Source organism: Methylobacterium sp. B4 (assembly GCF_003201865.1).
Lineage (GTDB): Bacteria > Pseudomonadota > Alphaproteobacteria > Rhizobiales > Beijerinckiaceae > Methylobacterium.
The window spans coordinates 292,133-307,418 of record NZ_QJJJ01000002.1 but is presented as its reverse complement, the minus strand read 5'-3'; the positions used below and the strand labels follow the sequence as shown (position 1 = coordinate 307,418).

Here is a 15,286-nt window from a genome sequence, read left to right as displayed (position 1 = left end):
CGGGAGAGGTGCTGCCTCTCCCGCCGCGAAGCGTGAGCGCGCCCGGAGCCGGGCGCGCTCTTCCCGTCAGGGCAGCGCTGTCCGGCCTGATCGCCGCCGGGCTCGCCGCGGCGGTCTGGCGCCTCTCGGGCGAGCCCGGCGGGGCGCGGCTCGCCCTGTCGCTCGTGTTCGGGGCGCTGTTCGGCTTCGTGCTCCAGCGCAGCCGGTTCTGCTTCTACTGCCAGTGGCGGGAATTCCTGATCGGGGGCGACCCGCGAGGGATGCTCGGCATCCTGGCGGCGCTCGCCGCAGGCGTCGCGGGCTACGCCGTGGTGCTCGGCGCCTGGATGCCGGACCCGTCCGGCACGCGCCTGCCGCCGGACGCGCATATCGGACCGGTCGGACCGGTTCTGATCCTGGCCGGCCTCGCCTTCGGCGCCGGCATGGCGGTCTCGGGCTCCTGCATCAGCGCCCATCTCTACCGCCTCGGCGAGGGCTCGCCGACGGCGCCCTTCGCGCTTCTCGGCACCGGGCTCGGCTTCGTCCTCGGTTTCCTGAGCTGGAACCCGCTCTACCTCGCCAGCGTCTCCGAGGCCCCCGTGCTCTGGCTGCCGCGCCACCTCGGCTACGGGCTGAGCCTCGCGCTCTCGCTGGCGCTCCTCGCCGCCCTGGCCTGGCCGCTGCTGCGCCGCTTGCCGGCACCGCAACCGCGGGCCTCGCACGATCCGCTCCACGCCGTGTTCGTGGCGCGCTGGCCGGTCTGGCTCGGGGGGCTGGCGGTCGGGGCGCTGGGGACGCTGGCCTATCTGCGGGTCGGACCGCTCGGCGTGACCGCGGAGATCGGCGGCCGTTCCCGGCAGGCGGCGGGCGCGCTCGGCCTGCTGCCGGATCGGCTGGAGGGACTCGATACCTTCCGCGGCTGCGCCACCGCCCTGCGCGACGCGATCCTCACGCCCAACGGCCTCTTCATCGGCGGCCTCGTGCTGGCGGCGCTGGCCGCCGCGCTTCTCGCCGGCCAGTTCCGTCCCGCCCTGCCGACGCGCGGGCAGGTCGTGCGCGGCCTCGCCGGCGGCGTGCTGCTCGGCTGGGGCGCGATGACGGGGCTCGGCTGCAGCGTCGGCACCCTGCTCTCCGGCATCATGGCCGGCGCCGTCTCGGGTTGGGTGTTCGGCCTCGCGATGTTCGCCGGGGCGGCCGGGACGCTGTGGGCCGGGCGCAGGGCGGGCGTTCTGGGGTAGTGCAGGAGGGTTTCGAGGCTCTGGCCGAGCTTGCGCGGACACCGTAATCTCCGGTCGAACAGGCTTGGCCCTACGGAAAAATCCTCCTTGTCCCGTCGCACCGTCCCAGGCGTCCTGCCCGGCACGCTCGCCCTGATGCTCCTCGGCCCCGCGCCGGCCGGCGCCGAGCCGACCGGGCGGCCGGTGTTCGAGGGCGCGGGCGGCGATCCGCGGATCTCGGTGTCCCAGCCGGAATCGACGAGCCAGGCCTCGGGCGGCTACGTGCGCTCGATCGAACCTTCGCTCGGGCCCCTCGGCGACCCGTTCGGACTGAGGCCCGTGCTGAAGGCGCAGGGCATCGAGTACAGCCTGACCTATATCGCCGAGACGCTCGGCAACGCCGTCGGCGGCATCCGCCGGGGCGCGATCGTCGAGGACCGCCTGAACCTGCGGCTCAACCTCGATCTGCAACGGCTCGCGGGCTGGGACGGCGCGACGGTCCACGCCAACGCCTACTTCATCCACGGCACCGGCCTGTCGCGCTACTACGTCGGCAACCTGCTCGCCACGAGCGTGATCGAAGCTCTGCCCGCCTCGCGCCTCTACGTGCTCTGGCTCGACCAGCAGCTCTTCGACGGCAAGCTGGGGCTAAGGATCGGCCAGCAGGCGGCCGATACCGAGTTCTTCGTCAGCCAGACCGCGACCCTGTTCGTGAACGCGACCTTCGGCTGGCCGGCGATCACCGGGCTTGATCTGCCGAGCGGCGGCCCGGCCTATCCGCTCGCCTCTCCCGCAATCCGCGCCAAATACGTGCCGGGCAACGGCTTCTCGCTCCAGGTCGGCCTCTACGACGGCGACCCGGCGGGCGCCAACCGCCCGGGCGAGGATCCGGAGGCGCAGCGTACGAACCGCACCGGCACCAACTTCCGCACGCGCGACCCGGCCCTCGTCGTGGCCGAGGCGACCTACGCCTTCAACACGCAGGAGGGCGCGAAGGCGCTGCCCGGCGACATCACGCTGGGCGGCTGGCAGCATTTCGGCCGCTTCGAATCCCTGCGCATCGACGACACCGGCCTGCCGCTGGCCGACCCGAGTTCGACGGGCATCGGCCGACGCTTGCGCGGCAATGCCGGGATCTACGCGGTCTACGACCAGACGCTCTACCGGGAATCCGGCAAGGACGACGAGGGCCTCGGCTTCTTCCTGCGGGCGGCGTGGTCGCCGACCCGCTCCAGCCTCGTCTCCGCCTATCTCGACACGGGCCTCGCCTATAAGGGCCTGTTCGAGGGCCGCGACGACGACACGGTCGGGATCAGCCTCGCCCATGCCCGCCTCTCCGACGACGCGCGCCGGGCCGATACCGACACCATCGCCTATACCGGCATGCCGATGCCGCGGCGGCGGGCGGAAACGGTGATCGAGGCGACCTATCAGGCGGTGGTGGTGCCGGGCTTCACCGTTCAGCCGGACGTGCAGCTGATCCTGCACCCGGGCGGCGGGATCGCCAATCCGCGCGACCCGCAGGGCCGCCGCGTGCGCAATGCCGGCGTGCTGGGCCTGCGCGCGACGGTCCAGTACTGACCAGCGGCATCGGGAGCCCGGCCGACGCGCCAGCCCCGGACGGACCGTTTCGAAAGGAAGGCCGAAAGGCTCCCGATCATACGGCTTCCGTTTGATCGCCTCAGACCTTGCCCTCGCACCGTCAGCGAAGCGATCCAGAGGCGCGACCGCTCCGGATCGTGCGGAGCGCTGGATGGCTTCGGCTCCGCCTCGCCATGACGAGTGGGGCAATCAGCCGGAAACGGTCACGCGAGGAAGGAAGACGACTTATCCGCGCGAAATGATCTCGCGGATGCGCAGGCCCAGTGTCTCGACCACGAAGGGCTTGGTCAGCACCGCCATGCCGGGCTCGAGGTGGCCGTTGCCGACCGCCGCGTTCTCGGCATAGCCCGTGATGAACAGCACCTTGAGCTCCGGGCGCGAGACCCGGGCCGCGTCGGCCATCTGGCGCCCGTTCATGCCGCCGGGCAGGCCGACATCGCTGATGAGCAGGTCGATGCGCACGTCCGATTGCAGCACCTTGAGACCGGAGGCGCTGTCGGCGGCCTCGATCGCGGTGTAGCCGAGGTCTTCCAGCACCTCCGTCACCAGCATCCGCACGGTCGGTTCGTCGTCGACCACGAGGACCGTCTCGCCCTGCCGGGCGCGGGGGGCGTCGACCAGCGGGCCGAGGAGATCGGGCTCCACGGCCTCGCCGTGGTATCGGGGCAGGTAGAGGCAGACCGTCGTGCCCTGGCCGATCTCGGAATAGATCCGCACCTGCCCGCCCGACTGTTTGGCGAAGCCGTAGATCATCGACAGGCCAAGCCCCGTGCCCTGGCCGGTGGGCTTGGTGGTGAAGAACGGGTCGAACGCCTTGGCGATCACGTCCGGGCTCATGCCGGTGCCGGTATCGGTCACGCAGAGCGAAAGGTACTGGCCCGGGGGCATGTCGTGCAGGCGGGCGGCGGCCGTATCGAGACGCTTGTTGGCGGTCTCGATGGTGATGCGTCCCCCGTCCGGCATGGCGTCGCGGGCGTTGATGCAGAGGTTCAGCAGCGCGTTCTCGAGCTGCGGCGGGTCCACCAGGGAGGGCCAGAGCCCGGCCGCGCCCACTACCTCGATGGCGATGGTGGGACCGACGGTGCGGCGGATCAGCTCCTCGAGGCCGGCTACCAACCGGTTCACGTCGGTGGGCTTGGGGTCGAGCGTCTGGCGGCGGGAGAAGGCCAGCAGCCGGTGGGTCAGCGCCGCGGCGCGCTTGGCCGCCCCCTGCGCGGCGCTCATGTAGCGGTCGACATCCTTGAGCCGGCCTTGGGCGATGCGGGTCTGCATCAGCTCCAGGCTGCCCGAGATGCCCGCGAGCAGGTTGTTGAAGTCGTGGGCGAGCCCGCCCGTGAGCTGGCCCACCGCCTCCATCTTCTGAGACTGGCGCAGGGCTTCCTCGGCCTCGGCCAGCGCCCGCGCCTGCTCCTTGATCACGGTCACGTCGCGCACCGAGGCGTAGATCAGGCCCCCGCGCGGCACGGTGTTCCAGGAGAACCAGCGGTAGCCGCCGTCGCGGGTGCGGTAGCGGTTCTCGAAACCGAGCTGCATCTCCCCGCGGGCGAGCCCGGCCGCGGCGGCCAGCGTCCGCTCCCGGTCCTCGGGGTGGACGAAGGCGAGGAAGGGCTCGGCCTTCAACTCCTCCTCGCTCCAGCCGAGCGTGGCGCTCCAGGCCGGGTTGATGCTGACGAAGCGCCCCTCGAGATTGGCCACGGCCAGGAGGTCGCTCGACGCCTGCCAGATCTGATCCCGCTCGGCCGTGCGCGCGGCGACCTGCTCCTCCAGGGTCTCGGTGAGCCGGCGCAGGAGCACGATCGCCCGGTCGCGCTCCGCCTCGACGGCGCGGCGCTCCTCCACGTCGATGAGCACGCCGGGAAAGCTGAGCGGCGTACCGTCGGGGCCGTGATCGACCCGGCCGTTGGCCTCGATCCAGTAATAGCACCCATCCGCCCGCCGGACCCGGTAGGGGTGGGCGTAGGCGCCGCCGCGGGCGATGGCCGCATCGATCGCCTCCGCCAGCCCGGCCTTGTCGTCGGGATGGACCGTCTCGACCACCTGGGCGAGGCTCAAGCCCTCGCGGCCGAGCGCCGGATCGAGGCCGAAGGCGCGGGCGAAGGCCTCGTCCACGGTGAAGCGATCGCTGGGCAGGTCCCAGAACCACGTGCCGATGATCGCACCGGCCGAGAGGGCGAGCTGGACCCGCTCGGCGTTCACTCGGGCCAGCGCCTCGCTCTCCCGCAGCCGCCGCTCCACCTCGACGCGCTCGGTCACGTCGAGTTCGGCCACCACGCCGCCGACGATGCCCCCCGCGCGGTCGCGGATCGGCGCGGCGTTGTTGAGGAACAGGCGGCGCCCGCCGCCGTCGAAGCGCTCGATCTCCACGAGTTCGCCGCGCACGGTCTCGCCGTGCAGGAGGGCCCGGGCCATGCCCCATTCCTCGGCGCGCAGGCGCGCGCCGGTCTCCGGCCAGTAGCCGACCCAATCGCCGTAGCCCTCCCAGCTCCCGGTTTCCGGCGGGATGCCCCAGATCTCCCGGTTGGCGGCGTTGTCGCGCACGATCCGCCCATCCGCGTCGGCGATGATCACGCCGACCGGCAGCCCCTCCAGGGTCGCGGCCAGGAGCGACTCGCTGCGGCGCAGGGCCGCCTCGCTCTCCCGCTGGAGCGCCTCCGTCCGGACGCGCTTGGTCGTCTCGTTGGTGAAGATGAACAGGCCGGCGATGCGGCCCTCGCCGTCGAGCACCCGCGAGTAGGAGAAGCTCCACCACGTCTGCGCCTCGCCCCGGTCGGTGGCGAGCGTCCAGGGCAGATCCTCGAAGCGGCGGCTCCTTCCGGCGAAGGCATCGTCGATGATCGGCTTGGCCTGATCCCAGGCGTCGGCCCAGACCCGGTCGAAGCGCTCGCCCATGGCCCAGGACAGACGGGGTCCGAGCAGCGGGAAGTAGGTGTCGTTGAAGAAGAAGTGCAGATCCGGCCCCCAGGCCAGGATCATGCTCTCGGGGGAGTTCACGACGAGGCTGAGCGCGGTGCGCAGGGATTCGGGCCAGGTCTCGGGCCGCCCGAGCGGGTGATCCGTCCAGTCGCGCTCGGCGATCATGCGGGCGGCTTCGCCGCCGCCGGCCAGGAACGGAGGTAAGTCGGTCATGCCCGAACGGACTTACACAGGTGCAGCCCGTTCGGACAGGGACCTCTCGGTTCAGGCCGCGCGCCCGCGCCGCCCCTCGACCAGCCACATCGCCAGCACCGCCGCGGCGAGCGCGACGAGCGCCCACAGGCCGATGCCGAGCGGATAGACCTCGACGCCGCGGACCGTGGCACTGTCGCTCGGGCGAAAACCGATCCAGTCGGCGCCGCCGAGCCGCCCGCCGCGGGTGATCTGGAGGCGCGGCACCTCGATGCCGCCGCCCGAGGCCGCCACCCGGCGGATCGTGCCGCCGGAGCCCTCGGCCACGCCCTTCAGCCGCTCGGTATCGCTGAACACGTCGGCGAGTTCGCGCGGATTGGCCGGGCCGACGCTGACGAAGGCGACGAGATTGCCCGAGCGGATGGTGTGGAGCCCGAGTTGCTCGGCCTCGAAGGTAGCGCTGAACAGGCCGGTCTCCGCCTTCGTCAGGTCGAGCTCACGCTCCTTGCCCGTCGGGCCGGTGACCGTAACGGGCCCGGCCTCCTCGGCCATGGTCTGGCGCTCGACGCGAACCTCGCGGCCTCGCCCCGTGGTCTGGGCACGAAGAGCCTCCTCTTCGAGGGCCGGCTCCTTCATCAGCCAGTGGGCGAGGCGCCGCAGCAGGTCGAGATAGGGGCCGCCCTGCTGGTAGCCGCGGGCCCAGAGCCAGGCCTGATCGGACAGCATCAGGGCCACCCGGCCCTTCTCCTCGCGGGAGAGCGCCAGCAGCGGCAGGCCGTTGGCGCCCGACAGGATCGGCTGCACGCCGGCCCGGGTCTGGGCCGAGACGATGCGCAGCCAGTCGCCCCAGGCCGGCGGGTTCGTCTCGGAGCCCGGCAACGCCCGGGTCACGGGATGGCGATGTCCGGTCTCGGTGAGCGTCGCCTTGAACGGCTGCTCGACCACCTTCATCGAGGGATCGCCCGGCAGGATCGAGGCGAGCCGGGTGCGGGCAAGGCTCGCGGGACCGGCGAATTCCGGCCCGGCGGCGATGAGGAGCGCCCCGCCCTCGCGAACATAGCGGGCGATGTTGTCGAAATAGGCGGAAGGCAGCACGCTCTGGTTGGCGTAGCGGTCGAAGATGATGAGGTCGAAATCCTTGATCTTCTGGACGAACAGCTCGCGGGTCGGGAAGGCGATCAGCGAAAGTTCGGAGATCGGGGTGCCGTCCTGCTTCTCCGGCGGCCTGAGAATCGTGAAGTGGACGAGATCGACGCTTGCATCCGACTTCAGGAGGTTGCGCCAAGTGCGCTCGCCCTGATGCGGCTCGCCGGAGACGAGCAGCACGCGCAGCTTCTCGCGAATGCCCTCGATGGGCAGCACCGCGCGGTTGTTCACCGTGGTCAGCTCGCCCGGCAGCGGCTCGACTTCGATCTCGACCACGTTCGGGCCGCCATGCTCGATATGCGTGGTGAGCGAGAACGGCACGCCGGTCGCGATGCTCTGCCGGTCGATCTCCTCGCCGTCGCGGCGCACCGTGACGACGGCCGTGCCGGTGCCGCCGCGCTCCATCACCTCGCCGCGCAAGGTGACGTCCCGGCCGACGATGCCGAAGCGGGGAGCTTCCAACATCTTGATCTGGCGGTCGCGCTCATCGGGGCGGCCGGTGACGAGGACGTGGAGCGGCGCCTTCAGCCCCAGCGTCGCCAGGGCGGCGGGGATGTCGTGCACCACGCCGTCGGTCAGCATCACCACGCCGGCGATGCGCTCCGGCGGCACGTCGGCCAGCGCCTGGGTCAGCGCCGTGAACAGCTTGGTGCCGTCGTCGCCCTCCGCTCCTTGCGCGTCGCCGACCTCGATGAAGCGGGGCTCGATGTTGGCCATCGTGCCGAAGCGGCGTTCCAGCTCGGCCTTCACCGCGTCGGTCATGGCCGGACGCTCGCCCAAGCTTTGCGAACCGGAGCGGTCGACGACGATGGCGGCCACATCCTTCACCGGGTCGCGGTCCTCGCGCACGAGCGAGGGGTTGGCGAGCGCGAGGACGACGAGGCCGAGCGCGACCGCCCGCAGCAGCGCCGTGCGCCCGCGGGCGAGCACCGCGACGACGGCGAGGACCGCGGCGAGCACGCCGAACCCGGCGAGCACCGGCCAGGGAACGAGGGGGGTGAAGCTGAGGCTCAGCATGGGGCGGGGCCTGCTTTATTGCGCGAGAATTCCCTCTCCCCTCTGCGGGAGAGGGTGGCTCCCGAAGGGGATCGGGTGAGGGGAACGCCGTTTCCGGAAAGACCTGAGCCGACCCCTCTCCCGCCCTGCATCCGCAGGGCACCCTCCCCCGCGGAGGGGGGAGGGATTTTGGAGCCGCGTGTCTTCGAAGACATCACTGCCCCAACCGCTCCAGCAACGCCGGCACGTGGACCTGATCGGCCTTGTAGTTTCCGGTCAGCGTGTAGATCACGATGTTGATGCCGCCCCGGAAGGCCATCTCGCGCTGGCGCTGGTCGCCGCCGGAGACGGGATAGAGCGGTTCGCCGTTGCGGCCGAGCGCCCAGGCGGCGGCGAGGTCGTTGCCGGTGATGATGATCGGGGTGACGCCGTCCCCGGCCCGGGCCGGGCGGCGCTCGCCGCCCTCGCCCGCGGGCGGGATCGTCTCGACCCAGGTCTGTCCCGTGCCGTAGCGGCCGGGGAAGGAGTCGACGAGGTAGAAGGCCTTGGTCAGCACGTGGTCCTGCGGCACGGGCTCGAGCTCGGGCACTTCGAGGGTTCCGAGCATCTTGCGCAGATAGGCCGTCTCCGGCGTCGGCGGGCCGCCGGCGCGGGCGGTCTGGCCGTCGCGGGTATCGAAGATCACCGTTCCGCCGTTGCGCATGAAGGCGTCGATCTTGCGGATCGCCGCCTCGCTCGGCTGCGGGCGCCCGGCCACGATCGGCCAGTAGATCAGCGGATAGAAGGCAAGCTCGTCCTTCTCCAGATTGAGCCCCGCGGGCTCGCCGGGCTCCAGGGCGGTGCGGGCGGCGAGCATCTGGCTCAGGCCGGACAGGCCGGCCCGGCTCGCGGCATCGACCGCGGCATCCCCCGTGACGACGAAGGCGAGCCGGGTGGCGAGCGCCGATTCAATGCCGTTCGGCCGGTTGGCGGGCGGCTCCTGCGCCTGCGCCGGAATTGGAGCAATCAGGAGGGCGAAGCCGAGCAGCGCCGGGAGAAGGAGCGCGGCCGGCGCCGCGCGGCCGCGTGACGCTTTTGCGGAACCGCGAAGGAAGCCGCCGAGCCAGAGCCCGGCCAGGGTGTCGAGCGCGAGCAGGGCGAGGGCGAGGCTGAACAGCAGCGCGCGCAGGTCCAGGGTCTCGGCGCCCGCGAGCGAGCCCATCCGGGCCCCCTGGAGTGCGGCGAGGTCGAGGGCTTCGAGCCGGTCGCCGGGCACCAGCGCGTTGACGGCGATGCCGCCCTCCGCCGTGCCGTAGAAGCCCGGCGGGTGCTCGGGGCCGGCGCGGTCGGTGAAGTCGGCGGGCACCGCCGTGGCGCTGGCCGGCGGCGAGCCGAGCGCGCCGAAACCGTCGAGGGTCAGGCGCGGCGCCAGCAGCGCCGCCTTGGCCTGCCGCCCGTCCCCCTCGCCGAGCTTGGCCGACGGGCCGGCGAGCCCGACGACCCGGCGCAGCATGTCCACGAACAGGCCCGACAGGGGCAGATTCGACCACGTGGTGTCGGCGGTCACGTGAAACAGCACTACGAGCCCCTGCCCCCGCTTCTCGGCCGTGACGATCGGCGTCCCGTCCTGCAGCGACGCCCAGGTCTTGCCCGGCAGATCGCCATCCGGCTCGGCCAGGATCTGACGGCGCACGCCGATATCGGCGGGCGGGTTCAGCCCGGCGAACGGGCTCTCGGGAGCGAAGGCCGCGAGCGTCTTCGGCCGGTCCCAGGAGAGCGTGCCGCCGAGCGAGCGCCCGCCCCGGCGCAGGCGCACCGGCACGAGCGGGTCGTTGCCGGCGGCCAGCCGCGGCCCGGCGAAGCGCAGGAGCAGGCCGCCCTCGTCCACGAATTTCTGGACCCGCGCGAGGGTGCGCTCGTCCAGGGCGCCGACATCGGCGAGCGCCAGCACGGAGACCTGATTGTCGAGCATCTGGCCGATGGATTCGGCCGTGCCCTGGCCGCCGCGGGGCTGATGCACGTCGGCGAAGGGGTTGAGCGCCTTGGCGAGGTAGTAGGTCGGCGCGAGCAGCGGCTGGGCCTGATCCAGCGTGCCGCCGAAGACGAGGCCGACCCGGCGGCGCTTGCCGCGCTCGTCCATCAGCACCACGGCGCCGGCCGAGCGCTCGCCCTCGATCTCCAGGCGGGCGATGGCGTTGCGCAGCTCCACCGGCAGGTCGAAGCTGACACTCGTCTCGCGCGCCTCCGGCTCCAGGGTGAAGCGGCTCTCGGCCAGCGGCAGGCCCTTCTGGTCGAGCGCCCGCACCAGCCCAGTATCGCGGCCGTTTCCTTGCGCCCGCAGCACCTGCGCCGAGAGCTTCTCGCCCGGCTGCATCGGCGAGCCTTCGAGCGCGAGCGCCGGGGAGCGCTCGGCCTTCAGCACGGTCACGGCGGTGCCGTTGCGGCCGGCCAGTTCTCCAAGGGTCTTGGCGAAATCCGCCTCGCCCGCGCCGCGCACGCCGTCGCTGATCCAGACGATCGAGGCGCCGGACGTCCGCTCCAGGAAGGTGCCGATCGAGGCCAGATGCGCCCCGCGGTCACCGAGATGCGGGCGCGGCTGGATCGCCCGCAGGCGCTCCAGGGCGGTGGCCGGGGCCTTCGCCTCGAAGGGAGCGGGCGCATCCGCACTCGCGACCAGGGCCACCGGGCGCCCGTCGCGGGCGGCGGCCTCGATCTCGTCGGTGGCCGCGCGCAGGCGGTCGCGCCAATCGTGAGCCGCGACGAAGCCGTTGTCGAGAATGAGGAGCAGGGGTTCCCGCCCCGCGGCAGCGCCGATGCCGCCGGGATTCCAGACCGGCCCCGCCACGGCGAGGATCAGGCAGGCGGCGGCGAGGATGCGCAGGATCAGGAGCCAGGGCGGCGTGCGGGCCGGGGTCTCGCGCTTCGGCAGCAGGTCGGCGACGAGGGCCAGCGGCGGGAAGTGGATGCGGCGCGGGCGCGGCGGGGTGACCCGCAGCAGGATCCACAGCGAGGGCAGCGCGGCCAGGGCGGCGAGCGCGAGCGGCGCGGCGAAGGTGAGCGGGACTCCGAACAAAGCGGTTCGCCTTTCAGCCGAGCCCGCGCGCGGCGGCGACGAGGGTGAGCAGCCGCAGGGCCGCCTCGCTCGCCGGCCGGTCGGTGCGGTGGATCGTCAGCGTCCAGCCCCGCTGACGGGCGATCTCCGAGAGGCCGTCGCGGTGCGCCGCGATGCGGCTGCGATAGGCCTCGCCCCAGGCGCCCGCCTCGCCGATATCGAGGCTCAGGCCGCCTTCGGGATCGTGCAGCACGGTCTGGCCCGTGAAGGGGAAGGTCTCCTCCACCGGATCGGCCACGAGCACGAGATGGCCGCGATTGCCGTGGACGGAATTGGCCTGCACCGCCTCCCGCACCCGGTCGAGCGGCGTGAGGAAATCGCTGATCAGCACGACCTCGTCGAAGCGGCCGGGCCGTGCGGCCGGCGGCAGATCCTGGGCGAGCCCGGCCCGGTCGTTGACCAAAGCCTGGGCCAGCGTCTCGACGATGCCCCGGGTGGCGCTGGCGCGGGTGAGCCCGAGCAGGCCGACGCGCTCGCCGCCCTCCACGAAGGTATCGGCCAGCGCCAGCCCCAGCACCAGCGCCCGCTCGACCTTGGAGGTCTGGGCCAGTTCGGAGGCGAAGCCCATGGAGGCCGAGCGGTCGATCCAGATCCAGATGTTGTGGGCGGCTTCCCACTCCCGCTCGCGCACGTAGAGCCGGTCGTCGCGGGCCGAGCGGCGCCAGTCGATGCGCGCGGCGGCCTCGCCGGTGACGAAGGGGCGGAACTGCCAGAAGCTCTCGCCCGGCCCCGCGCGGCGGCGCCCGTGCAGGCCGTGCGCCAGGGTGCCGGAGACGCGCCGCGATTCGAGCACGAGCCGCGGCATCACCTCGGCGAGCGCCAGCGCCCCGCCGGTCTCGGGGGCGCCGGGGCGGCGGTGGTCGGCCTCGACGAGCCGGGCGGAGGCCATGCGCGCCGGTCTCAGAGCTTGGCGACGAGCTGGCCGATCAGGCCGGTCACCGTCTCGCCGTCGGCCCGCGCGGCGAAGGTGACGGCCATGCGGTGCTTCAGCACCGGCTCGGCCAGAGCCTTCACGTCGGCGACGGAGGGGGCGACGCGGCCCTCGATCAGGGCGCGGGCACGCACGGCCAGCGTCAGCGCCTGGCTGGCGCGGGGGCCGGGCCCCCAGAGCAGCTTCTTGCCGACCGCCGGATCGCCGCCCTCGGGGCGGGCCGAGCGCACGAGGTCGAGGATGGCATCGACCACCGCATCGCCCACCGGCAGGCGCCGCACCAGGCGCTGGGCCGTGAGCAGCTGTTCGGTGTTCATCACGGTCTGCGCCCGCGCATCCTCGACGCCGGTCGTCTCGATCAGGATGCGGCGCTCGGCGGCGCGGTCGGGGTAGCCGACATCGATCTCCAGCAGGAAGCGGTCGAGCTGCGCCTCGGGCAGCGGATAGGTGCCCTCCTGTTCGATCGGGTTCTGGGTCGCCAGCACGTGGAAGGGGCGCGGCAGGTCGTGGCGCTCGCCCGCCACCGAGACGAAATGCTCCTGCATCGCCTGGAGCAGGGCCGATTGCGTGCGCGGGCTGGCCCGGTTGATCTCGTCGGCCATCAGGAGCTGGGTGAAGACCGGTCCCTTCACGAAGCGGAAGGAGCGGCGGCGCTCGGCATCCTCGTCGAGGATCTCGGTGCCGAGGATGTCGGAGGGCATCAGGTCCGGCGTGAACTGCACGCGGCGGGCATCGAGCCCCAGCACCGTGCCCAGCGTCTCCACCAGCTTGGTCTTGGCGAGGCCGGGGAGGCCGACGAGCAGGCCGTGGCCGCCGGCCAGGATCGTGACCAGCGCCAGATCGACGATCTTCTCCTGACCGAAGATGACCCCGTGGATCGCCTCCCGCGCCTCACGAATCGCGGCAAGGCAGCTCTCGGCGGTGGCGACGATCCCGTCGTCGAGGCTCGTCGTGCTGGCCGGTCCGGCGCCCTGTGCCATGAAGTGAACCTTGCGATGACCGGGCTCGAATGCCCGGGAAAGCGGGGAGTCTGGCGCCGAACGCGCTTCGAACGCAAGCGCGGCGCTGCCGCGCGGCAGATCGGCACTATATGGCTCGCCTGCTGGCGCAGGGCAGGATGCCCGCGACATCGTGCATCGCGGCGGGGCCTCCGCCCCGTGGGGCGGGAGGCGAGACCGGATGACGGACGACGAGAGCGCGGCGTTTCCCGAGGGCTGGGAGGCCTTCACCGATCCCGGCTTCATCGCCCATGTCGGCCCGGTCTATCACCGCACCGTCGAGGGCCGGAAGGAATTCGCCGTCCGCACCGACGAGAGGCACGGCAACCTCGTCGGCATCGTCCATGGCGGCATGCTGCTGACCTTCGCCGACCGGGCGCTCAGCATCGTCGTGCGCGACGCCTGCGACGGGGCACGCGCCGTGACCATCGAGATGTCGAGCCAGTTCGTCGGCGCGGCCCAGATCGGCGACCTGATCGAGACCGTGCCGGAGATCGTGCGGAAAACCTCGTCCCTCGTCTTCGTGCGCGGCACGCTCACGAGCGGCGGCCGGCCGCTTGCGGCGGTGACGGCCATCTGGAAGGTTCTGAGGGACAAGCCCGGCGACCAGTCATGACCCAGCCCGCCTCCGACGATCCGGCCCTCGCCCGCCTCAGCGCCGCCCTCGGCGAGATCGGCCGGGATTCGGCCAAGCGCGGCCTGCCGCCGGTGGAGCAGTGGCATCCGCAGCATTGCGGGGACATCGACATCCGCATCGGTGCCGACGGCACGTGGTTCCACAACGGCTCGGCCATCCGCCGGCCCAAGCTCGTCCGGCTGTTCGCCTCGATCCTGCGCCGGGAGCCGGACGGCTCGACCGTGCTCGTGACCCCCGCCGAGCGGGTGCGCATCCAGGTGGACGATGCGCCCTTTTCCGCCGTCGAGATGGCGGTGGAGGGCGAGGGTCGGGCGCGCCGCATCGCCTTCCGCACCAACGTGGACGACCTCGTGCCGGCCGATGCCGAGCATCCCTTGCGCTTCGAGGACGGGCCGGAGGGCCTCAAGCCCTACCTCCACGTGCGCCGCGAGCTCTGGGCGCTGGTGAGCCGCCCCCTCACCTACGATCTCGTGGAGCTGGGCGAGGAGCAGATGATCGACGGGGCGGCGTGGTTCGGGCTCTGGGCCGGCGGCCACTTCCACCGCATCGCCCCCGCCGGGGCGGCCGCTTGAGATTGCCCGACGGCGTGGCCGGCCCGTCCGCGGACGATTTCGGTCTCGACGCCTTTCTCGCGCAGGCGGAGACCCACCTGAGCCACGTGCCGCCGGGGCCGAACGCGCCGCTGGCCAACCCGCGCGGCGACCACGATCTGGACCCAGAAGGGTTCGCGGTGGCCCCGGCCGCCCCGCACCGCCACGCCGCGGTGCTGGTTCCGGTGATGGAGCGGGAGGACGGCGCGACGCTGCTGTTCACGAAGCGGGCGGCACACTTACGCGATCATTCGGGGCAGGTGGCCTTTCCCGGCGGCAAGGTCGATCCCGAGGACACCACGCCGATCGACACGGCCCTGCGGGAGGCGCGCGAGGAGATCGGCCTGGAGCGCGGGGTGCGTCCGCTCGGCTATCTCGATCCCTATCTCTCCGCGACCGGCTTCCTCGTGGTGCCCGTGGTCGGACTCGTGGCCCGCGACGCCGCCCTGCGCCCGAATCCGGCGGAGGTGGCGTCCTGCTTCGAGGTGCCGCTGGCTTTCCTGATGGATCCGGCGCGGCATCTCGTCCGCTCGGGAGAATGGCGGGGCCGGACGCGCTATTACTATGCCATCCCCTTCGCCGAGCACCTGATCTGGGGTGTCACGGCGGGGATCGTGCATAATCTCTACGAACGCCTCTACGCCTGAGCGCCCGAAGACCGGGCGGCCCGCCGGATTCTTCGCGAGACACGCGCCCTCGATGCTCCGCCTCGTCCTTCAGGAAATCCTCCTGTTCTCCCTGCCCTTCCTGGCCTTCGCGGGCTGGCTGCTGTTCGCGCGGCGCTCGCCGCTCGACCATGCGGAGTGGCGCCCGCACTGGACCCGGCTCGTTCTGGCCGGCCTGTTCATCGTCGTCGCCTCCCTCCTGATGATCGGGCTGACGGCGCAGCGCCACGAGGACGGCTACGTGCCGCCGCGCTTCGAGAACGGGCAGCTGGTGCCGGGCCATTTCCGGTGATCCCCGGCGCGCTTCCCCCGCCGCTGGACCCGGACGG

11 protein-coding genes are annotated in these 15,286 nt (G+C 72.2%); 6 read left to right on the top strand and 5 right to left on the bottom strand.

Features of this window, described 5'->3' with window-relative positions; genetic code table 11:
* Nucleotides 1–32 precede the first annotated feature (32 nt).
* Entirely contained in the window at nucleotides 33–1,217 is a 1,185-nt protein-coding gene (locus BY998_RS05060; protein WP_181425431.1) for a YeeE/YedE family protein, read from the top strand.
* A gap of 87 nt (nucleotides 1,218–1,304) precedes the next feature.
* Entirely contained in the window at nucleotides 1,305–2,777 is a 1,473-nt protein-coding gene (locus tag BY998_RS05055; RefSeq protein ID WP_110350527.1) for a carbohydrate porin, read from the top strand.
* 246 nt (nucleotides 2,778–3,023) lie between these two features.
* Here the strand turns inward: BY998_RS05055 and BY998_RS05050 are convergent, their stop codons facing one another.
* The 5 genes from BY998_RS05050 to BY998_RS05030 form a co-directional block, all read right to left on the bottom strand.
* Nucleotides 3,024–5,924, bottom strand: a complete 2,901-nt coding sequence (locus BY998_RS05050; RefSeq protein WP_110350526.1) for a PAS domain S-box protein — start codon at nucleotides 5,922–5,924, stop codon at nucleotides 3,024–3,026.
* Nucleotides 5,925–5,975: 51 nt separating this feature from the next.
* The gene (locus BY998_RS05045; protein WP_110350525.1) at nucleotides 5,976–8,066 is read right to left on the bottom strand and encodes a hypothetical protein; all 2,091 of its coding nucleotides are present in this window, start codon (nucleotides 8,064–8,066) and stop codon (nucleotides 5,976–5,978) included.
* Nucleotides 8,067–8,259: 193 nt separating this feature from the next.
* A complete protein-coding gene (locus BY998_RS05040) occupies nucleotides 8,260–11,097 on the bottom strand; it encodes a DUF4159 domain-containing protein (protein WP_110350524.1) in 2,838 nt (945 codons plus the stop codon).
* A 13-nt stretch (nucleotides 11,098–11,110) separates the two neighbouring features.
* Nucleotides 11,111–12,025 (bottom strand): DUF58 domain-containing protein, encoded by a 915-nt coding sequence (locus tag BY998_RS05035; RefSeq protein WP_110350523.1) that lies wholly within the window; start codon nucleotides 12,023–12,025, stop codon nucleotides 11,111–11,113.
* 11 nt (nucleotides 12,026–12,036) lie between these two features.
* Nucleotides 12,037–13,047 carry a MoxR family ATPase gene (locus tag BY998_RS05030; protein WP_110350522.1) on the bottom strand — a complete coding sequence of 337 codons (1,011 nt, stop codon included), beginning with the start codon at nucleotides 13,045–13,047 and terminating at the stop codon, nucleotides 12,037–12,039.
* A gap of 199 nt (nucleotides 13,048–13,246) precedes the next feature.
* On the opposite strand from BY998_RS05030, the gene BY998_RS05025 reads away from it, so the two are divergent.
* The 4 genes from BY998_RS05025 to BY998_RS05010 are packed head-to-tail and all read left to right on the top strand — an operon-like array spanning nucleotide 13,247 to nucleotide 15,249.
* A complete protein-coding gene (locus BY998_RS05025) occupies nucleotides 13,247–13,681 on the top strand; it encodes a PaaI family thioesterase (RefSeq protein WP_110350521.1) in 435 nt (144 codons plus the stop codon).
* Nucleotides 13,678–14,274 (top strand): DUF1285 domain-containing protein, encoded by a 597-nt coding sequence (locus tag BY998_RS05020; protein WP_110350520.1) that lies wholly within the window; start codon nucleotides 13,678–13,680, stop codon nucleotides 14,272–14,274. Before BY998_RS05025 ends, BY998_RS05020 begins: the two co-directional genes overlap by 4 nt.
* Complete coding sequence (locus BY998_RS05015) at nucleotides 14,271–14,939, top strand: CoA pyrophosphatase (protein ID WP_110350519.1); 669 nt, start codon at nucleotides 14,271–14,273, stop codon at nucleotides 14,937–14,939. The genes BY998_RS05020 and BY998_RS05015 overlap by 4 nt, the downstream gene beginning before the upstream one ends.
* A 52-nt stretch (nucleotides 14,940–14,991) precedes the next feature.
* Nucleotides 14,992–15,249, top strand: coding sequence for a DUF6111 family protein (locus BY998_RS05010; RefSeq protein ID WP_110350518.1), 258 nt, complete (start codon nucleotides 14,992–14,994; stop codon nucleotides 15,247–15,249).
* The last annotated feature ends 37 nt before the right edge of the window (nucleotides 15,250–15,286 follow it).